At 49.9% G+C, this 18,691-nt stretch carries 28 protein-coding genes; all 28 read left to right on the top strand.

All coding sequences use genetic code 11. From position 1 onward, the window contains the following. Positions 1–65: 65 nt before the first annotated feature. Entirely contained in the window at positions 66–260 is a 195-nt protein-coding gene (locus GWG06_RS26470; RefSeq protein ID WP_127037016.1) for a class I lanthipeptide, read from the top strand. A gap of 97 nt (positions 261–357) precedes the next feature. Next, positions 358–552, top strand: coding sequence for a class I lanthipeptide (locus tag GWG06_RS26475; RefSeq protein WP_160717326.1), 195 nt, complete (start codon positions 358–360; stop codon positions 550–552). Between the two features lie 77 nt (positions 553–629). Continuing rightward, entirely contained in the window at positions 630–824 is a 195-nt protein-coding gene (locus GWG06_RS26480; protein ID WP_127037020.1) for a class I lanthipeptide, read from the top strand. Positions 825–877: 53 nt separating this feature from the next. Next, positions 878–1,072 carry a class I lanthipeptide gene (locus GWG06_RS26485; protein WP_127037022.1) on the top strand — a complete coding sequence of 65 codons (195 nt, stop codon included), beginning with the start codon at positions 878–880 and terminating at the stop codon, positions 1,070–1,072. Positions 1,073–1,125: 53 nt separating this feature from the next. After that, on the top strand, positions 1,126–1,314 hold the full coding sequence (locus tag GWG06_RS26490; protein ID WP_127037024.1) for a class I lanthipeptide: 189 nt from the start codon (positions 1,126–1,128) through the stop codon (positions 1,312–1,314). Between the two features lie 92 nt (positions 1,315–1,406). Continuing rightward, entirely contained in the window at positions 1,407–1,616 is a 210-nt protein-coding gene (locus GWG06_RS30900) for a class I lanthipeptide (protein ID WP_202183129.1), read from the top strand. Positions 1,617–1,686: 70 nt separating this feature from the next. Beyond that, entirely contained in the window at positions 1,687–1,884 is a 198-nt protein-coding gene (locus GWG06_RS26495; RefSeq protein ID WP_160717328.1) for a class I lanthipeptide, read from the top strand. Between the two features lie 23 nt (positions 1,885–1,907). Beyond that, positions 1,908–2,102: a class I lanthipeptide gene (locus tag GWG06_RS26500; protein ID WP_160717330.1), complete on the top strand. Its 195-nt coding sequence runs from the start codon at positions 1,908–1,910 to the stop codon at positions 2,100–2,102. 26 nt (positions 2,103–2,128) lie between these two features. Continuing rightward, positions 2,129–2,317 carry a class I lanthipeptide gene (locus GWG06_RS26505; RefSeq protein WP_127037030.1) on the top strand — a complete coding sequence of 63 codons (189 nt, stop codon included), beginning with the start codon at positions 2,129–2,131 and terminating at the stop codon, positions 2,315–2,317. A 58-nt stretch (positions 2,318–2,375) separates the two neighbouring features. Next, entirely contained in the window at positions 2,376–2,567 is a 192-nt protein-coding gene (locus GWG06_RS26510) for a class I lanthipeptide (RefSeq protein WP_127037032.1), read from the top strand. Positions 2,568–2,622: 55 nt separating this feature from the next. After that, complete coding sequence (locus GWG06_RS26515) at positions 2,623–2,817, top strand: class I lanthipeptide (RefSeq protein ID WP_160717332.1); 195 nt, start codon at positions 2,623–2,625, stop codon at positions 2,815–2,817. Between the two features lie 67 nt (positions 2,818–2,884). Continuing rightward, positions 2,885–3,076, top strand: coding sequence for a class I lanthipeptide (locus GWG06_RS26520; RefSeq protein WP_127037036.1), 192 nt, complete (start codon positions 2,885–2,887; stop codon positions 3,074–3,076). Between the two features lie 36 nt (positions 3,077–3,112). Beyond that, positions 3,113–3,313, top strand: a complete 201-nt coding sequence (locus tag GWG06_RS26525; RefSeq protein ID WP_127037038.1) for a class I lanthipeptide — start codon at positions 3,113–3,115, stop codon at positions 3,311–3,313. A 36-nt stretch (positions 3,314–3,349) separates the two neighbouring features. After that, on the top strand, positions 3,350–3,550 hold the full coding sequence (locus GWG06_RS26530) for a class I lanthipeptide (protein WP_127037040.1): 201 nt from the start codon (positions 3,350–3,352) through the stop codon (positions 3,548–3,550). 63 nt (positions 3,551–3,613) lie between these two features. Next, positions 3,614–3,814 (top strand): class I lanthipeptide, encoded by a 201-nt coding sequence (locus tag GWG06_RS26535; RefSeq protein ID WP_160717334.1) that lies wholly within the window; start codon positions 3,614–3,616, stop codon positions 3,812–3,814. 73 nt (positions 3,815–3,887) lie between these two features. Next, the gene (locus tag GWG06_RS26540) at positions 3,888–4,088 is read left to right on the top strand and encodes a class I lanthipeptide (RefSeq protein WP_127037044.1); all 201 of its coding nucleotides are present in this window, start codon (positions 3,888–3,890) and stop codon (positions 4,086–4,088) included. 71 nt (positions 4,089–4,159) lie between these two features. After that, positions 4,160–4,360: a class I lanthipeptide gene (locus GWG06_RS26545; protein WP_127037046.1), complete on the top strand. Its 201-nt coding sequence runs from the start codon at positions 4,160–4,162 to the stop codon at positions 4,358–4,360. Positions 4,361–4,434: 74 nt separating this feature from the next. After that, the gene (locus tag GWG06_RS26550; RefSeq protein ID WP_127037048.1) at positions 4,435–4,626 is read left to right on the top strand and encodes a class I lanthipeptide; all 192 of its coding nucleotides are present in this window, start codon (positions 4,435–4,437) and stop codon (positions 4,624–4,626) included. Between the two features lie 104 nt (positions 4,627–4,730). Continuing rightward, positions 4,731–4,943 carry a class I lanthipeptide gene (locus tag GWG06_RS26555; RefSeq protein WP_127037050.1) on the top strand — a complete coding sequence of 71 codons (213 nt, stop codon included), beginning with the start codon at positions 4,731–4,733 and terminating at the stop codon, positions 4,941–4,943. A 98-nt stretch (positions 4,944–5,041) separates the two neighbouring features. Continuing rightward, the gene (locus tag GWG06_RS26560) at positions 5,042–6,247 is read left to right on the top strand and encodes a lanthionine synthetase LanC family protein (RefSeq protein ID WP_160717336.1); all 1,206 of its coding nucleotides are present in this window, start codon (positions 5,042–5,044) and stop codon (positions 6,245–6,247) included. Positions 6,248–6,277: 30 nt separating this feature from the next. Continuing rightward, the gene (locus GWG06_RS26565; RefSeq protein WP_160717338.1) at positions 6,278–9,403 is read left to right on the top strand and encodes a lantibiotic dehydratase; all 3,126 of its coding nucleotides are present in this window, start codon (positions 6,278–6,280) and stop codon (positions 9,401–9,403) included. Further along, positions 9,403–11,592, top strand: coding sequence for a peptidase domain-containing ABC transporter (locus GWG06_RS26570; RefSeq protein ID WP_160717340.1), 2,190 nt, complete (start codon positions 9,403–9,405; stop codon positions 11,590–11,592). The genes GWG06_RS26565 and GWG06_RS26570 overlap by 1 nt, the downstream gene beginning before the upstream one ends. Before the next feature lie 5 nt (positions 11,593–11,597). Next, complete coding sequence (locus tag GWG06_RS26575; RefSeq protein WP_127037058.1) at positions 11,598–12,146, top strand: putative HlyD family type I secretion protein; 549 nt, start codon at positions 11,598–11,600, stop codon at positions 12,144–12,146. Between the two features lie 29 nt (positions 12,147–12,175). After that, positions 12,176–12,787, top strand: a complete 612-nt coding sequence (locus GWG06_RS26580; RefSeq protein ID WP_127037060.1) for a hypothetical protein — start codon at positions 12,176–12,178, stop codon at positions 12,785–12,787. 170 nt (positions 12,788–12,957) lie between these two features. Then, entirely contained in the window at positions 12,958–13,098 is a 141-nt protein-coding gene (locus GWG06_RS26585; RefSeq protein ID WP_158631409.1) for a hypothetical protein, read from the top strand. Between the two features lie 155 nt (positions 13,099–13,253). Then, positions 13,254–13,880 carry an RNA polymerase sigma factor gene (locus GWG06_RS26590; protein WP_160717342.1) on the top strand — a complete coding sequence of 209 codons (627 nt, stop codon included), beginning with the start codon at positions 13,254–13,256 and terminating at the stop codon, positions 13,878–13,880. Positions 13,881–13,969: 89 nt separating this feature from the next. Continuing rightward, the gene (locus GWG06_RS26595; RefSeq protein WP_160717344.1) at positions 13,970–15,112 is read left to right on the top strand and encodes a FecR domain-containing protein; all 1,143 of its coding nucleotides are present in this window, start codon (positions 13,970–13,972) and stop codon (positions 15,110–15,112) included. 120 nt (positions 15,113–15,232) lie between these two features. Further along, a complete protein-coding gene (locus GWG06_RS26600; RefSeq protein WP_160717346.1) occupies positions 15,233–18,673 on the top strand; it encodes a SusC/RagA family TonB-linked outer membrane protein in 3,441 nt (1,146 codons plus the stop codon). Positions 18,674–18,691: the final 18 nt, after the last annotated feature.

The raw sequence follows: 18,691 nt of genomic DNA on the forward strand, positions 1-18,691 counted from the left end.
ACAGCTGTTAACCCGGCTTCAATATTGGTTACTACCTGAACACTTAACCCGTAAATCCTCGTCTTATGAAGAAGAAAAAAATGGCTATTGAGAAAAAACTCTCTTTCAACAAAGAAACAATTGCTTCTTTAAACAATGAAGTACAGTCCAGAATGGCTGGAGGACTGCCACCATTTACCCTGAATCCCAGATGTGTGGAAACAAGGGGAGAAAGCTGCAATACCTTCCCCTATACACAGGAGGTATGTGTTTTCTGCTAATGTAATCGCGATTTAATCAACCCCGGAGTATAAAACTGCTATGACTGTCTGAACTATAGTTATGGGGAACGTATGCCCGGACTAATCCTTTTCCATTATGAAAAAGAGAAAGATTTCCATTGACAGGAAGCTGTCTTTCAATAAGGCCACTATTGCTTCTCTGAATCCTGCACAGCAACACCACATTGAAGGTGGCGCACCTATTACTTTCCAGATTAACTGTCAGACCCGTCAGGTTACCTGTCAGACAATCCCGTATACGGAGCGTTTATGCAGACCTTGTATGGATTAATTCTGTATTGATTTCTTTAACCGGGAATGCCTGTTCCGGCGGCTGCCGGAATGGGTATTCCCTCATCATTGTTTTTTATGAAAAAGAAAAAAATGAACATCAGCAGGAAGCTGATTTTCAGCAAAGCAACCATCGCTGCGCTGAGTGTTGAACAACAGGCTGAACTGGTTGGCGGAGCAGTGGCTACCCGGCCAATTATCTGTAATCCCAGCCGTATTGAAAGCTGCGCGACCATTCCTCCAGGCGGCCACCTGTGTCAGCTCTGCCCCTGATCGTCAGGTTGGGTATTCCTTTCTGCGGAGAGGTATAATTTAAACATCTACTTATGAAAAGGAAAAAAATTTCCATGGACAAAAAACTGGCTTTCAACAAAGCCACCGTCGCGTCCCTGAATCCTGATCAGCAGCTGAATTTTGCCGGCGGTGCCCCCCGCACGTTTGAGCCTATCTGCCAGACCCGTTTGGTTACCTGTGAAACACGCGCCTATACGGATGAATTCTGCAAACCCTGTAAGGATTAATTATTTCTTCATTAGGAGATACCGGAACAGGTGCCTCTTACAATTAAGTTAGTATGAAAAAGAAAATTGCTATTGAGAAAAAATTGTCTTTCAGCAAAACGGCTATTGCCATGCTGAATGCAGACCAGCAGCAACGGCTGGCTGGTGGTAATGCAGAAACAAGAATGACAAGATGTGCTACGGAGCGTGAAACATGCCAGACAATCCCGTACACACAACGTATCTGCTATGCATGCGCCTGAGTTTTTATTTTTAATTCAATAACCTGTACTTCCTTATCCTGCCTGCATTTGAGCCGCCAACTGGAAAGTAGGTCCACAAATTCTCATTTTTTATGAAAAAGAAAATTGTGCTCAAAAAGCTGTCAATCAGCAAATCCACTGTTGCCTCTCTGAATGCTGATCAGCAGCACCATGTTGCGGGAGGTGCGCCAACGTTCACCAGGTTGGTAAATTGTATGTCCCAGGTGGAAACATGTAATACCATTCCGCGTACAGGCCATTATTGTGTTATCTGTAATCCTTCAGACGTCACGAATCGTTAATCAGTAATTCTACTCTCCCGCGTGCTTCAGAGCCGCCAACGGGAGAGTTTCTTTTTTAAAAATTAATGCTATGAAAAAGAAAATTGCTATCGGTAAAAAACTGGCTTTCAACAAAGCTACCATTGCTTCACTGAACAGCGAGCAGCAGTTTGTGCTGGCCGGCGGTGCAATACCTCCCACTAAGCTCACCCCCTGCATTACAGGACAGGAAGATACCTGCCCTACAATTCCGTTTACCCATCATGCCTGCGTACGCTGCATGAATTAAAACCTCCCGCAAACTCACGTATTATGAAAAAGAAAGTAGCACTTGACAAAAAGCTGTCCTTCAGCAAGCAGACCATTGCTTCCCTGACTGTTTCCAATCAGCAGCGGATTGCCGGTGGTAAAGGGCCGGTTACTCTCCTGCCCGAATGTAGTGGTGATACCTGGCAGGAAACCTGTATTACTTCTCCCGGCCCTGATTATCCCTGCAAATTCTGCTGATTATTAAAACAACAAACATTCCTTTTATGAAGAAGAAAATATCATTGAGGAAGAAACTGGCATTCAGTAAAACAACTGTTGCTTCGCTGAATGCATTTCAGCAGCAGCTGGTAGGCGGTCGTGTTCCGATTACGAATCAGCCCAATTGTACTACCATTATTGAAACCTGCAATACGCAGCCTTCTCCGAAGGAGCCTTGCTGGATCTGTCAGTAACCAGGCCGGATGCATCCTGCATCATGGCGTTTTATATCAGTACTAAAAATTATCTGTTATGAAAAAGAAATTATCATTAGGAAAGAAGCTGACATTCAGCAAAACAGCTGTGGCTTCCCTGAATGTTTCCGCACAGATACTGGTAGCGGGCGGAAAGCTCCCGATCACATTCAGCTGCGGTAACACCCTTTATGAAACCTGCGAAACACAGCCTTCTCCGATGGAAGTCTGCAGGCCTTGTATGGGATAGTCATTTTTTTTTAACCGGGAAATACCACTGGTATGCTCCTGCAAAATCCATTTTTATGAAAAAGAAAGTAACCCTGGGAAAAAAGCTGGCATTCAACAAAACAGCCATCGCTTCCCTGAACGCAGCAGAACTGCTGCTGGTAGCCGGCGGTAAGGTACCTATTACCTGGAGGAACTGTAATGACACTCTTTATGAAACCTGTGAAACGCAGCCATCTCCGTTAGAGCCTTGCAGGGCTTGTATGGCTTAGTTTCGGACGGTAACGCCTTTTTCTTCTTATCCGGGAAATCCCGGTATTACCTGTAAAATCCACCTGTATGAAAAAGAGAAAACTCATCCTCAGCAAAAAACTGCTGCTGAAAAAAGACAACATCATCGTACTGAACGCACAGCAACAGGCCAACCTGGCCGGCGGACTGCCGCTTACCTACTGGAGTGGGTGCTGCATTGAAACAGACGAATTAACCTGCCCTGCCGGCTGCGTAAGAACAAGCCGCGCGACCTGTTAACCTGTAATCCTGTTTCTTACCTAGTACAAAACAGCTATGAAAAAAAGAAAAATTGAACTGAGTAAAAAGCTGCTGCTGCATAAGCAGACCGTAGGTCAGCTGAGCACAGCACAGCAATTACTCGTAGCGGGCGGTATAAATACCGTGGTATTTACCTGCACGGCAGAGACGATCGAAGTCTCCGTTTGCCGGTTCTCCGTACCTCCCGGTGGTGGCAGCTGCTGTGTTATACCCTGAGTACTCCCTGTTTATTCACTTCTTTACATCTGAATTATGAAAAAGAGAAAAATTGAACTGAGCAAAAAACTGTTGCTCAACAAAAAGACAGTAGGCCAGCTGAATGCAGATCAGCAATCAATGATTGCCGGCGGCGCCGATACCTGGATACTTGGCTGCACTGCAGATACCCAGGAAATTTCTGTGTGCCGTGCTACCAGGCCCGTTCACGGCGGTCCCTGCTGCTTTATACCCTGATGCCGGTACCGGGTACAGATGAAATGAAACATTCCATTTTTATTCACCCACTACATCTGAATCATGAAAAAGAAACAAATCGATCTGAGCAAAAAGCTGCTGCTCAACAAAAAGACTGTTGCAGAACTGACACCAGAACAACAGGGCCAGCTGGCAGGTGGTTTTATCGTTACTGTAACCTCTGCGTGCGAAGATACCCGCCAGATTTCCAGCTGCATAGCTACTAGGCCGCGTCCTAATATGACATGCTGCATGATCCCTTAAAGAGCAAATCAGCCGAACAACCGCCCCATGGCTACAGACAGGGGAGGACCTCACTTTTTCAACCTGAATCTCCATGAAAAAGCAGAAAATTGAACTGAGCAAAAAGTTACTGCTCAACAAGGAAACAATCGCAGCACTGACACCAGAACAACAGGGCCAGCTGGCTGGTGGCTTTATCGTTACCGTAACTTCCATGTGCGAAGATACCCGTCAGATCTCCAGCTGCCGCGCTACCCGCCCGCGCCCTAATGCACCCTGCTGCATGATTCCTTAATGCCGATCAGCCGAACAACCGCCCCACGGCTACAGACAGGGGAGGACCTTACTTTTTCAACCTGAATCTCCATGAAAAAGCAAAAAATTGCACTGAGCAAAAAACTGCTGCTCAATAAAGAAACAGTCGCTGCACTGACAGCAGCAGAACAAAACCAGCTGGCCGGTGGTCTTCCCCGTACAGTCACTTCTGCCTGCGAAGATACCCGTCAGATTTCCAGCTGCCGCGCTACCAGCCCAAGACCAGGTGGCCTGTGCTGCCAGATACCCTGATAGCCGTCACAGCTGAACAACCGCCCCATGGCTACAGACAGGGGAGGACTTCACTTTTTCATTCTGAAATTTTTATGAAAAAGCAGAAAATTGATCTGAGTAAAAAATTGTTTCTTAACAAAGAAACTGTAGCTTCACTCAACGTTACCCAGCAGGAAGAAATGATAGGAGGCGCCCTCCCTACTACCACACTGCTCACACAGAAAACTTCTGTATGCAGGGAAAGCAGCCCGTCGCCAACTAAGCCTTGCTGCGCACTTCCATGATCACCAGCGTTGGGTAGATAAACATTGGGTGCAGGCAACTGTACCTGTTTTCACCACCGGCGTGGCCCCTGCTGCGCCGGTGGTACATCACTAAACTATCTGTTATGAAAAAGAAAAAAGTTGACCTTCAGAAAAAACTCGTACTGGTAAGGGATACTATTGCCAACCTCAATGATGACGAGCAATGGCAGCTCCGCGGCGGCGCTGAAACCAACACCCCCCGCTGTCCCATCACCACCACCAGGACCACCATCACGCAGGAGGTATCCTGCCGCCCTACACGGATATTTCCGACCGGTCCCTGTTGTATTGAGTAAATGAAAATCTATCCGGCCCGGCTAACGCTGACGCCTATCCTATTTTATACAATCGGGATACCACGCTTCCCGGTTGTACACGACAAATTGTTTTGAGAATGAGTACTATCAATTCGCAGTTACAGCATATCTATCAGGATGCTGTACAGACACTGCAGGAGGGTAAATTCAGGGAAGAATATTTCAGCAGCCTCTTTAAAGGACCCTGGGGTGCACTGCTGTTCCTGTTTTACTATGAACAATACGTAGACACGGAAGCCGATAATGCCACCGCCCTGCTGGAAAAAATCTACGGCGACTATGCCCCGGAAGAAGGTACCAACTTCTCCTTCTGTAACGGCCACACAGGCCCCTTCTGGCTGCTCGACCACCTGAGCAGACACGATTTTATTGACATGGACGTGCACGCCCTCGCGGAAGATTTTGTGACAGCCGCCATGGTGCAGAATAATTACCAGATCCACTTCAACAACTTCGATTACCTGCACGGCAGCGCAGGCATCGTACATTTCCTCCTGGGCTTCGCCCACCGGCAGGATGTAAGAAATCACCTGGAAGAATTTGTGACTGCTGTCAATAAATTCAGTGAGACGACTGATCTGGGAAGAAGCCTGCCTTTCTTTTATACACACGACGAAGAAAATCCCGTGTATGTAAACTCCTTCAGCCTGGCGCACGGCTCCTGCGCCGTGCTCATCATCCTGTCAAAGATATACCAGCTGGGTATTGCACAGGATGCCTGCCGCACGCTCATCAACGAAAGCCTGGAGTTTATGATTGCACATCGAAATAAAGTAGAGGTAGATTCCATGCACGCACTCTACCCGGCTATTATGGATGGTAAAACCTATAACAGCCGCCTGGCCTGGTGCTATGGAGATCTGAATGTAGCCATTGCCATGTGGTATTGCGGCAAAACACTCGGCGAACAACGCTGGATGGATGAAGGTGTAGATATCATGCGCTATAACAGCCACCGTAAAACAAACCTGCAGGCAGGTATCGTGGATAACTGCCTCTGTCACGGTTCTGCCGGTATTGCCGCCTTTTACCTCCGCTTCTGGCACGAAACAAAGGAGCAACTGTTTTACGACTGCGCTATGCACTGGAATAGCCAGGCGGTAGCCGATATCAACTTCTCGGAAGAAGGCGGTAAAGCAGGCATCAAGGTATGGCAGGGAAAAGAGCGGGACTGGGATTATGCCTGGGATCTGCTGGACGGCGCCGTGGGTGTAGGGTTATCCATGATCTCCCATGAACAGCAGAAACCTCTGGCCTGGGATGAATGCTTCCTTTTGTCCTGATTCATTTTTAAAACATTTAAAGCATAACCTATGGCTTTATCACATACAGGGTTTTTCCTGCTGAGAAGTCCGCTGTTCCCTGTTAACCGCTACAGGGATGTGTTTCAGGGCAGCCTGCAGGAACTGGCAGACCGTAATCCCCTGTTCATATATGCGCTGTATATTGCTTCCAAGGACCTCCTGAAGGAACTGGAAAGATATCTCAGCGATCCGGATGCATTTCAGCAGAAGAAAACAGAGAAACTACGTAAATCACTCTATAAATACTGGGTACGCGCCTGCACCAGAAGCACGCCCTACGGCCTGTTTGCCGGCTGTATCACCGGCACCGTAGCAGCTTCCACCCAAATGCAGCTGCACCCGGTGGAACAGTCACGCCAGTTTGTCCGCCTGGATATGGATTACTTTACCAAAATATGTAACCATGTACAGCAACTGCCGGCTGTCAGCGAAGCGCTGCGCTATTCCCCGAATAACAGCATTTATAAAACCGGCGACAAATACCGCTACGCAGAATATACCATCGTCAGCAACCGCCGTAAATACCTGCTTACCTCTGTGGAAGATTCTGTTTTCATAGAGAAAATCATCCGGGAAACCCGCAGAGGATTAACGATACAGGAAATTGTACAGCTGATCCTGTCGGAAGATGATACCATTGAAGCGGAAGAAGCAGCTGCCTTTGTAAAAGAGCTGATACATTCCCAGATACTTATATCGGACATAGAACCGAAAATTACAGGTACTGATAACCTGGAAGCCCTCATTAGCCGCCTTTCATCCATAGAAGATGCAGCAAGGCTGCGCGATGGCCTTGTTGCCCTGCAGCAGTTGTTTGAACAGCAGGACTACGACCGGTCGCGTCTTGCTGCCATTCACCATACCTGTGATACTGCATTTCCCATAGAAGCCCCCAAAGACCTCTTACAGATAGATCTCTTCAAAACCGCTCCCGTATGCACTATCAGCGAGGGAGTCATCAACGGTATACTGGAGAAGGTAAATAAACTGACTGCCCTCATCCACGGATTCCCGAAAGGCAATTCGGAGATGTCCGGCTTCATCACCCGTTTCCGCGAACAGTACGAATCGCAGGAAATGCCGCTGGACCTGGTGCTCGACGGCGAAACCGGCATCGGCTACGGCGCCGGTATTGAAAATACCGTGCACGCCCCCTTTGTGGAAGATGTAGCTACCGGTGGTGGCAGCGAAAACAATACCATCACCTGGTCTCCCATGATGCAGTTGTGCCTGGAGAAGTACGAACAGTTCCTGAAAAACGGCGGCAGCTCCGTAGAGCTGACTGACGAAGAACTCACGAAGCTGGGTGATCCTGCCAGCCTGCAGCTGGCGCCCAGCAGTTACCTCTTCGGTGCTGTGCTGGCCTCTTCGGCTGCCGCCGCCGACAACGGCGACTATACCTTCATGCTGCAATCAGTCGGCGGGCCATCTGCCGCCAACCTCCTGGGCCGCTTCTGCAGCGGAGATCCCGTGCTGGCGGAAAAAGTGAAGGCCGCCCTGGAAGCGGAAGCCACCGCACATCCGGATGTAATCCTGGCGGAAGTGGTGCACTTCCCCGAAGCCCGCGCTGCCAACGTACTGATTAGACCCGCGCTGCGCGAGTACGAAATTCCGTACATCGGCATTGCCAGCGCCCCGGAAGATTATCAGCTTCCTATCTCGGACCTGATGGTATCTGTCAGAAATAATGAAGTAGTGCTGAGAAGCAAACGGCTCAACAAAATTGTTGTGCCGCGCCTCAGCTCCGCACATAACTACAGCTTTAACAGTCTGCCGGTATATAAATTCCTGTGCGACCTGCAACACCAGGGCCGCACCACGCACCTCTCCTGGGATTGGGGCGTGCTGGCGCAGAGAAGTCACCTGCCGCGCGTAACCTACGGCAACATCATCGTATGCCGCGAAGCGTGGACGATTAGTACCAAAGACGTGGAAAAAGCAGGAGAAGATGAAGCCGCACAGCTGGCCTTCTTCAACCAATACCGGCAACAGCATGGCATGCCGGAGAAAGTATTGCTGTCTGAAGCCGACAACGAACTGCTGCTGGACCTCACGCAACCTGCTGCCATACAATTGCTGCTGGATCAGGCGAAGAAGGGCGGGGTGAAGCTGAAGGAATTCCTGTTTGAAGAAAACCAGGGTATTGTGACAGATGAGCAGCAGCAAACCTATGCGCACGAAATTCTGGTTCCGCTCACCTCCGGAGTACCGGCAGATAAACCGCTGGTACGCATGCCTCCCCGCACCATGGTGGAGCTGCCGCAGCGCACCTTTGCACCGGGCAGCGAATGGCTGTATGTAAAAATCTACTGCGGCTACCGTATCGCTGAAGAGCTGCTGGCCGGCTACTTCGCGGAACATCTTCCGCTATGGCAGGAAGACGGCCTGTTTGAGCAGTTCTTTTTCCTCCGCTACGGCGACCCGCAGCCGCATATCCGTATGCGCTTCCTCAACCGGGAGCATCCCGGTAATAACGACGAACTGCTGCATCGCATAGAAACAGCCATGGCGCCGTATATCCGCATGGGGCAGGTGCAGAAGATACAATGTGATACCTATGTACGGGAAATAGAACGCTATGGCGCTGTTACCATTCCGCTGTGCGAACAGCTGTTCCACGCGGACAGCATGGCGGTGCTGGGCACTATCAGCATGCTGGAAGGCGCCGAAGGAGAAACATACCGCTGGAAACTGGCGATGCGCGCTACCGATATGCTGCTCGATGACTTCGGCCTTTCACTGAAGGAAAGAAAAGACCTGCTGGCTTCTCTCCGGGAAGGATTTACCTCCGAATTCGGCGGTGCAAAATTATTGCACAAACCACTGAATGATAAATACCGGAAATATCAGCAGGAAATCTTATCTTTTATGAACGCTGATAACGATGCTGCCAATGAAATTGAAGAGGCCATCGCATTGTACAGGCAACGTTCCGCTGATTCAGTCCCGGTCGCAGCAAAGATCAGGGAACTGTGCGGCGACACCGGAAGATACCCCGACCTCATCGCCAGTCATATCCACATGTTCCTCAACAGGATATTTGTGGCCAAACAACGCAAACATGAAATGGTGCTGTATCACTTCCTGGAGAAATATTATTTATCACAATTAGCAATGGTAGCACAGGAGAAGTAATGGGATTTCCTTTTTATAAACAAATGGACGCAATGGACTGCGGACCTACCTGCCTGCGCATGGTAGCCAGGCACTATGGCCGCAGTTATTCGCTGGAATACCTGCGCCAGCAGGCCAATATTACCCGCGAGGGAGTAAGCCTGCTGGGAATCAGCGAAGCGGCGGAAAAAATAGGTTTCCGCACCAACGCTGTCAGGATCAGCTTTGAACAACTCGACGAGAATGTAGAGCTGCCCTGTATCCTGCACTGGAATCAGCAGCACTTTGTAGTGCTGCCGCCACAGGAATACAACAGGCATAAGAAGAACGATAAAATACTGGTAGCCGATCCGGGACATGGACTCGTGAAAGTAGATAAGGAAACTTTTCTCCGCTGCTGGCAAGGTACCAGCAATACCGGCGTGGTACTCATGTTGGAACCCGGCGATGCTTTCTATCAGCTGCCCGGCGAAAAGCCCACCCGCACCGGTTTCCGGTTCCTCTTCAAATACCTGCGCCCTTACCGCAAATACGTGGTGCAGCTCTTCCTCAGCGTGCTGCTCGCCAGTATGCTCTCGCTCGTAATGCCTTTCCTCACGCAAAGCCTGGTGGACTACGGCATCAACCGCGGCAATGTCGGATTTGTATACCTGGTATTAATATCACAGCTGCTGCTGTTCGCCGGCACCACCGCCATAGAAATGATACGCAGCTGGATACTGCTGCATATGAACAGCCGTATCAATATCATCTCCGACTTCCTCATCAAGCTGATGAAGCTACCCATCCGGTTCTTCGATACCAAAATGATCGGGGATATTCATCAGCGCATCGGGGACCATACGCGTATCCAGACTTTCCTGACGGGTACCACGCTGTCAACGCTCTTTTCTTTCGTGAACCTTTTTGTGTTCACTATTGTATTAGGTGTTTACAGCTGGAAGATCCTGCTGATATTCGTTACCTTCAGCGCCGCAGCCATCGGCTGGATATTCTTTTTCCTGCGGCGCCGTAAAGCGCTCGACTATAAACGGTTTCAGCGGATGAGCGATAATGAGAACATCCTCTTTGAACTGATTACCGGTATGCAGGAGATCAAACTCAATAACTGCGAAACTGCGCGGCGCTGGGAATGGGAACATGTACAGGCAGGACTATACCGCATCAGTGTGAAAAGCCTCGCGCTGGGGCAATACCAGCAGATCGGCTCCGTATTCTTCAACCAGCTGAAAAATATCCTCATCTCCTTTATCTGTGCCAGAGAGGTGATGAACGGACATCTTACCCTGGGGATGATGCTGTCGGTAAGTTATATCATCGGGCAGATGAACAGCCCGCTGGAACAGCTGCTGGGCTTCGTACAGTCGGCACAGGACGCCAAAATGAGCCTGGACCGCCTCGGCGAAATACACAACCGGGAAGAAGAGGAAACTGCCGGTAAGGAGATGACGATACCCGAAGATCATCAGAACGGGGATATTCACCTGCATAACGTATCTTTCCAATACGGAGGCAGGCAGTCGCCCTACGTGCTGCAGGATATAGACCTCACCATCCCCGAAGGCAAGGTGACCGCTATTGTGGGCACCAGCGGCAGCGGTAAAACGACCCTGATGAAACTGCTGCTGCAGTTTTATGATCCTACCGCCGGTGCGGTGCATATCGGCAACCGGGAGCTGAAGCAGATTTCTCCCAAATGGTGGCGGCGGCAGTGCGGCAGCGTGATGCAGGACGGCTTCATCTTCTCCGGTACTATCGCAAAAAATATTGCGATCAGCGATGAAAAGATAGATAACCAGAAACTGGTGCATGCAGCGCAGGCAGCAAATATCCGGGATTTCATAGAGGGGTTGCCGTTAGGATACCAGACTAAAATAGGCAACTCCGGAAACGGTATCAGCGCCGGACAGAAACAACGTATTCAGATCGCAAGATCTATCTACAAGAATCCGGAATACCTTTTCTTCGATGAGGCTACCAGCGCACTGGATGCCAATAACGAGCGGGTGATTATGGATAACCTGGAACAGTTCTTTAAAGGCAAAACAGTAGTGGTGATTGCACACCGGCTCAGTACCGTAAAGCATGCGGACCAGATTGTTGTGCTGGAAAAAGGACGGATCGTGGAAAGAGGCACCCATGCTGAACTGGCAGCCAACCGCGGTAATTATTTTGAACTGGTAAAAAATCAACTTGAACTCGGAGGATAAGCATCATGCCTGATAATAAACAAACAACCGCAGCGATGAACGGGCATGCGCCTCATCTGACGCATGCTTCGCTGGAAGAAACCCGCAGCGAGGAAGTACAGGAGATCATGGGCAGAATGCCTCCCTGGATTATCCGCAGCGGTATCACCCTGATAGGCGTACTTTTTTTATGCGCCTTCGCCGGCGCATGGTTCTTCCGCTACCCCGACAGCGTGCCGGCAGAGGTGCTCATCACCGCCGAAGGTAACTCCTGGGAAGTGCGTGGCTTCATCGCGGAAGAAGGCGTATGGAGAATTAAACCCGGCCAAAAGGTGCTGATCCGGCTCACAGCATACCCCTACGAAGAGTACGGACTGCTACCCGCAACCGTAGCCTCGCATGCAGTAGTGCTGCCCGACAGTCACTTCCAGGTAAATATACAACTGGATCAGGCGCTGAAAACCAACAGCGGACGACAGGTGCCGCCACAGCCAATGCTGAAGGGCACCGCAGAAATCCTGACGGAAGATATGAGTGTATTACAACGATTGTTTGGAAAAATTATACCCGGATAAATTAAAAAGGAAAACCCATCACTTGTAATATGAAGTACCCTTTATTCCTGCTCCTGTTTATATGGGGCTGTAGCACACAACCTGGCAAACCCACTACCGAAGCGCATCAGCATGCGGACCATCCCCATTATAAAGATGGTCTTTTCGGCAACTTCACGGAAAGAAATGCCCCCCGTGATGTCATCTTCGCACTTGTCAACCTCGACAGCGCTTTCGAACGGGAATTCAAACTCCCTAAAGATCCCTGTCAGCTGGATGACAACCTGGATGTGGTGGCAGACAGTCTCTTCGGATTTGAAGAGAAACGCATCGAACAGATGAACCAGGCAGATAAGGATAAACTGATTACAACCATATGGCGCTGGCTGAATAACAACCAGCTGCTGCAGGCAGGTGAACAACTGGCAGACACCATGCCGCAGGTTGCCCTGCTGGCGCAGATTCCGTCCGTCAAACACCTCATCGCCAAATATCTTCCGCATCCGGAAGATCCGGTGAGCGCATTTCCGCCGGAACAATCCTGCAAGCTGCATTATGATCTGCTGCATTACCTGCAGCAGGTATCGCCGGAAGAACAAACCGCTTTTTACCGGCAATATTTTGATATGGCTACCAGGCGTGACAGCGTGAAAAAACCATAGTTTTCTTCCCAGGATGTTTTTCGGAGTGTCCGCTGAAATGCTTATCCATCAGTAGGTTGCACTGATCTTCAGACACAGCCGCAGCAAAAAAATCCCGTAAAAAGGGGATTGATTAACCTGGAAAGTTGGTGTAACTTAAACATATCTCGTAACCACCTAAAATGCGAATTATGAAAAAGAAAACCTCTTCCAAACTGAAAATTACAAAGATCAGAATTACTGATATGAGCAAACCTATTCATGGCGATAACGCCCGTACCCTGCCAACAACACAGTTTATATCCTGTGGTCCGACGCACTGGGTTTGTTAAAAATTATGAATTAAGAATTATGAATTATGAGTTGGGGCGAAGATTAAAGCAAGTAACAGCATTTGTTCCTCGCTTTAATCTTCGCCCCAACTCATAATTCATAATTCTTAATTCATAATTTTTTTTACTTTTACCCTAATACCAACTATTAAATCGTGAAGGGTTATTCGGAGCCGGAGTCAGGCGCCTATGAAGAGCCGCTGCTGCTGAAACTGGTAGCTGAAGGTAATGAGCCGGCATTCAGACAATTGTTTAATTTATACTGGGATCAGGCGTATGGGGTTGCGCTGAGGATCACCCGTTCGCCGGAGCAGGCCAGGGATCTGGCACAGGAGATATTTGTAAAAGTATGGATGAACCGTTCCCGGTTGACGACCGTACAGCATTTTCCAGCATTTCTTTATACAGTCGGAAGAAATCATATTCATGATTACCTGCGGTCAAAAGTATTCCGTGCGGATAATACGGCTTTCCTGGAAGATTATGCTGCCTATGACGATGCCACACCGCTCCGGATGCTGGAGAACAAGGAGCTGGCTGCACTGCTGCAGCAGGCTGTCGCACAGCTGCCGGCACAGGTGAGGCAGGTATTTACCCTGGTGCGTATGCAGGGATTAAAGCATGAAGAAGCCGCCAGAATACTCAACATCACCCCGCAATCTTCTAAAACATATATGGTCAGGGCGTTGCTCTCTATTCGTCAATACCTTGAAAAGCATGGTGGCAGTGCCGGTGTGCTGCTTTTTTTTGTTGCCATCTTATCTTCCCAGAAAAAATTTTAAAAAGAATGTTTTCCTGCGCGCTTTTTATACGTCTTGTATAGTGAATGCAGCCTGATAAGGAAAAACGATCAGATCAAAATCATTGCGCTATGCAGCCTGACAGACTGGAGGAATTGTTTCAGCGGTACCTGGATCAGACGATCAGCCCGGAGGAGCTGACAGCATTACAGGCTGTCATGGCCGGTAATTACAACCGGGAAATTATTGACCGCTTGCTGGAACGCGCTTTCAGCAACGGCAGTTATATCGCGCAGGGTACAGATCATGCGCCGGAGGAAGTATACCGGGAGATACTGGAGCGGATACAATCCGCTTCCGCTAAAGAACGGCGTATAATACCGCGCTGGTATTATGCCGCCGCCGCCATACTGGGTATACTGGTAGCGGTAGCAGCCTGGTGGCAACTGCGGCCGGTCAGGGAATCAGCCATCGTACCCGGTGGCCCGCATGCCCGGCTGACGCTGGCAGACGGCCGGGTGATAACGCTGGATACCGCGCGGGAAGGAACGCTTGTCCGCATGGGAAATGTACGGATTATTAAATCCGGCAACGGCGCCTTGTCGTACCAGCTTACAGCAGGCAGCACTATTCCGGCGCAGGAGAATATACTCACCACGCCGGCGGGAGGAGAGTACCGGCTGGTATTGCCGGATGGCTCAAAAGTATGGCTGAATGCCGCCAGCGAATTACGCTACCCGCCTGCTTTCCATGGAAATGCAAGAAGCGTGCAGCTCCGCGGGGAAGCCTATTTTGAGGTAACCGCTAACGAACAGCAACCTTTTGAAGTAGTCAGCGGAGATATGCGGGTGCAGGCACTGGGTACGGCCTTTAACGTAAACGCCTACACGGATGAAAAAGTAATGCGCGCCACACTGCTCAACGGCGCAGTCAATATCAGCAGGCAACGCGGGATGCAGCGGCTGCAACCCGGCCAGGAAGCGGTATGCAGCATGGAACAACCGGGCATACTCATACAGGAAGCAGACACCGGGGCCGTAATAGCCTGGAAAAACGGCAGCTTCGTGTTTGACGATATGCCGCTGGAAGCCGTTGCCAGACAGCTATCCAGGTGGTATGACGTGGAAGTGGAGATGGAAGACAGGATAAAACAGACCCTCGTCAGCGGTGTTATCAGCAGGAGCAGCCCGCTGCCAAAAGTATTGACAATACTGGGTATGACAGGAAAATTAAACTATACCGTTACCGGAAGAAAAATCATCATCAAAGGATAGATAATTATAAAGGCAGTGAATGAAAAAAGCCGGTAGTGCGGGAACACTGCCGGCAGGAATTGTGCTGCCATATTTTCAATAGGAACACTGAATCATTAACAGCAAAAATCAACCAAAGGTATGCAAATGCGTGCTAACAGACAACCTATGCCCCTGTGCAGGCTGTCGTCAACCAGAATCAGGCTGCTCCCATGGCGTATTGCCGGCGTGGAAATGCCTCCGGGATACCGGAAAAAACTATTACGGTGTATGAAACTGATCACTTTTTTCCTGTTGGGAATACTTTTACAGGTCAGCGCCAGTACGTACTCGCAGACAGTTACCATGGATAAGCGCAATGTATCCGTCAAAGCTGTGTTCCGGGAGATCTATGCGCAGACAGGATATGAATTTTTTTATGTCAATGAGATATTAAAGCATGCCAGGAAGGTAAGCATCAGCGGACAGCACCTGCCGCTGAAAGCAGTACTGGACCAGTGCAGCAAGGATCAGCCATTTACTTACAGCATCCTGGATAAGACGATCGTCTTACAATCAAAAACCACCAATGCGGCCCCGGAAGCAGCTGTTCCCCCAGCTGCTCCGGCCCCGCCGCGCATATGGGTTACCGGCCGCATACTGGATGAAAGCGGCAATCCATTACCAGGCGTTGTTGTCGTTATAAAGAATACCACCACCGGCAATGTTTCCGGGGCAGAAGGTAACTTCAGAATAGAAGTGGAACCCGGCGCCACGCTCGTCTTCAGCTATCTGGGCTATGAAACAAAAGAAGTAGTGGTGAAAGATGACAAAGCACTGTTCCTCACCCTGGTACGTGCTGTGACTGCCATCAGGGAAACAGTAGTCACAGGCATCTTCACGCGTAAGAAAGAAAGCTTCACCGGCGCGGTAGCTTCTTTTACAGGAAAAGAGCTGAAGGCCATCGGCAACCAGAACGTGATACAAAGCCTCAAGGCATTGGATCCTTCTTTCGTTGTGCTGGATAATAACCTGAAAGGCGCCAATCCCAACACCATGCCCAACATTGAACTGCGCGGAAAAACCTCCGTTGCCGGAGGTACCATCAAAGACCAGTTCAGCGCCGATCCTAACCTGCCACTCTTTATTCTCAACGGATTTGAAACTACCCTGCAGAAAATTATCGACCTGGATATGAACCGCGTAGCCTCGGTGACGATCCTCAAAGATGCAGCTTCCACAGCGATGTACGGCGCCAAGGCTGCCAACGGCGTAGTGGTGGTGGAAACAAAACTACCTGCTGCCGGTAAGCTGCAGCTGTCATATACCGGCGACTTCCGCCTGGAAGTACCGGACCTCCGTTCCTACAACCTGATGGATGCGGCAGAGAAACTGGAATTCGAACGTTTGTCCGGACGCTACAAATCCAAATACGGTGCCCGCGACCAGATGGAAATGGATATGCTCTACAACAAACGCCTGCAGGAAGTAAACAGGGGCGTAAATACCTACTGGATGAATGAACCGGTGCAGAAGGGTTTCGCCAACGGCCACTCCCTCTATGCTGAAGGCGGCGATGATCAGATGCGCTACGGCGCAGGAGTGAACTACAAAAAAATATCCGGCGTCATGAAAGGATCAGGAAGAAGTACCTGGGGCGCCAATATAGACCTGAACTACCGCCGCGGAAAAGTAAATATCATCAACCAGCTGTACCTGAGCGGATATGAAGCCAATGAATCTCCCTATGGCTCCTTCGCAGATTTCGCTGCCGCCAATCCTTTCTTCCGTAAGTATAACAGCGAAGGAAAACCCGACCGGTATCTCGATACCATTGACGGTTACAAGGATGTACCCACGCTGGTACCCAATCCGCTGTATAACGGATTACTCAGCAATATCAATAAAACAAAGAATAACGATATACAGAACAACCTGCAGCTGCTGATAGACCTGCCGGCCGGATTCCGTGTACAGGGCGGATTGCAGCTGAGCAAGTCGCAGACCACCGGCGAAGTGTTCACCCCCGCAGGTAATACCCTGTTCGATAAGGTAAGCATATACGAAAAAGGCCGGTATGTGAATACCCGGACAGAGAAGATGGGCTACAATGCCAATCTGATGCTGATATATGGTCGTGTATACGGGCAGCATTCCATCACCGGCAACCTGCGCGGTGATATAGAACATTCCCGTAGCTGGAGTTACGCCACTACAGCGGTAGGTTTTCCGGAGTCCGTCACCAACGGCAACCCGGCCTACTCCTACGGCTATGAACCCGATAAGCGTCCGGCTACCGCCACGGCAGTTTTCCGCCGTGCCAACGTACTCGGAAGTGTAAACTATGCCTGGGCGCAGAAATACCTGCTGGACCTTACCGCGCGCCTGGACGGGTCTACGGCTTTCGGTAACAACCAGAAATACACGCCTTTCTGGTCGGTAGGTGTTGGCTGGAACCTGGAGAAGGAATCTTTCATGCAGCATATCGGATGGATAGACCGGCTGAAATTACGCGGCAGTATTGGTACTTCAGGGAATCAGAATTTCGGGGCCACCACGTCGGCATCAGTATATACTTATGCAACAGGCGTCAACCCCTTTGGGCAGGGTATCCTGCTGCAAAGTCTGGGTAACCCCGATCTGCGCTGGCAGAAAACAAATACTATCAACCTGGGAATGGATGCAGAATTGATGCATCACCGCCTCTCCGCCAGTTTTAACGTGTACCAGCGAAATACAGATCCGCTTGTGATACAGGTGAGTAAAGCCGCTTCCACTGGCCTGCAGAGCTATTCCATGAATGCAGGATGGCTGAAAACAAAGGGGGCAGAAGTTAACCTGCGTTTCTCTCCGGTGTATATGCCTGCCAGACAGATTGTGTGGACAGTGGGACTTACCGGCGCTATGCTGAAGAGTGAATACGGCAACATATCCCGGTCACTGCAGGCGCTGAATAAATTACAGCTGGACAGCAGCAGGCTGGCCCGTTACAATGACGGATACAGCCCTACTGACTTGTGGGCGGTGCGTTCCGCAGGTATTGATCCGCAAACGGGACAGGAAATATTTATTGACCGCAACGGACATTACACCTTCCTGTACAGCCCTGAAGATATTGTACGGATAGGTAACAGTCAGCCGCTGGCAGAAGGTGTTATCAGCACCTACCTCAATTATAAGGGACTGCTCTTCTCTGCGAGTATCCGTTACCGTTATGGCGGCATGATGTTCAACGAAGCGCTGTTTAATAAAGTGGAAAATATCTCATTGGACGAAGCCGGCTACAACCAGGACCGGCGTGCGTTGTACAGCCGCTGGAAAAAACCGGGAGATGTGGCTATGTTTAAAAGCATCGGGCTGACAAGGACAGAAGGAAAAATGTCTGACCGCTTTATTCAGCGGGACGATCAGCTGCTGGGTGAATCTTTCAGCCTTGGATATGACTTTCAGCACCGCCGCTGGCTGCGCAGGATGGGCATGCAGAGCCTCCGGCTCAACGCCTATATGAATGACCTGTTCCGTCTCTCAACCATCAGGGCGGAGCGCGGGATCGACTATCCCTATTCCAACAGCGTGTCATTCAGCATCAACGCACTTTTCTAATGCTACAAAACTGTACAC

This window comes from Chitinophaga solisilvae, assembly GCF_009928525.1.
In the GTDB taxonomy this organism is placed as follows: domain Bacteria; phylum Bacteroidota; class Bacteroidia; order Chitinophagales; family Chitinophagaceae; genus Chitinophaga; species Chitinophaga solisilvae.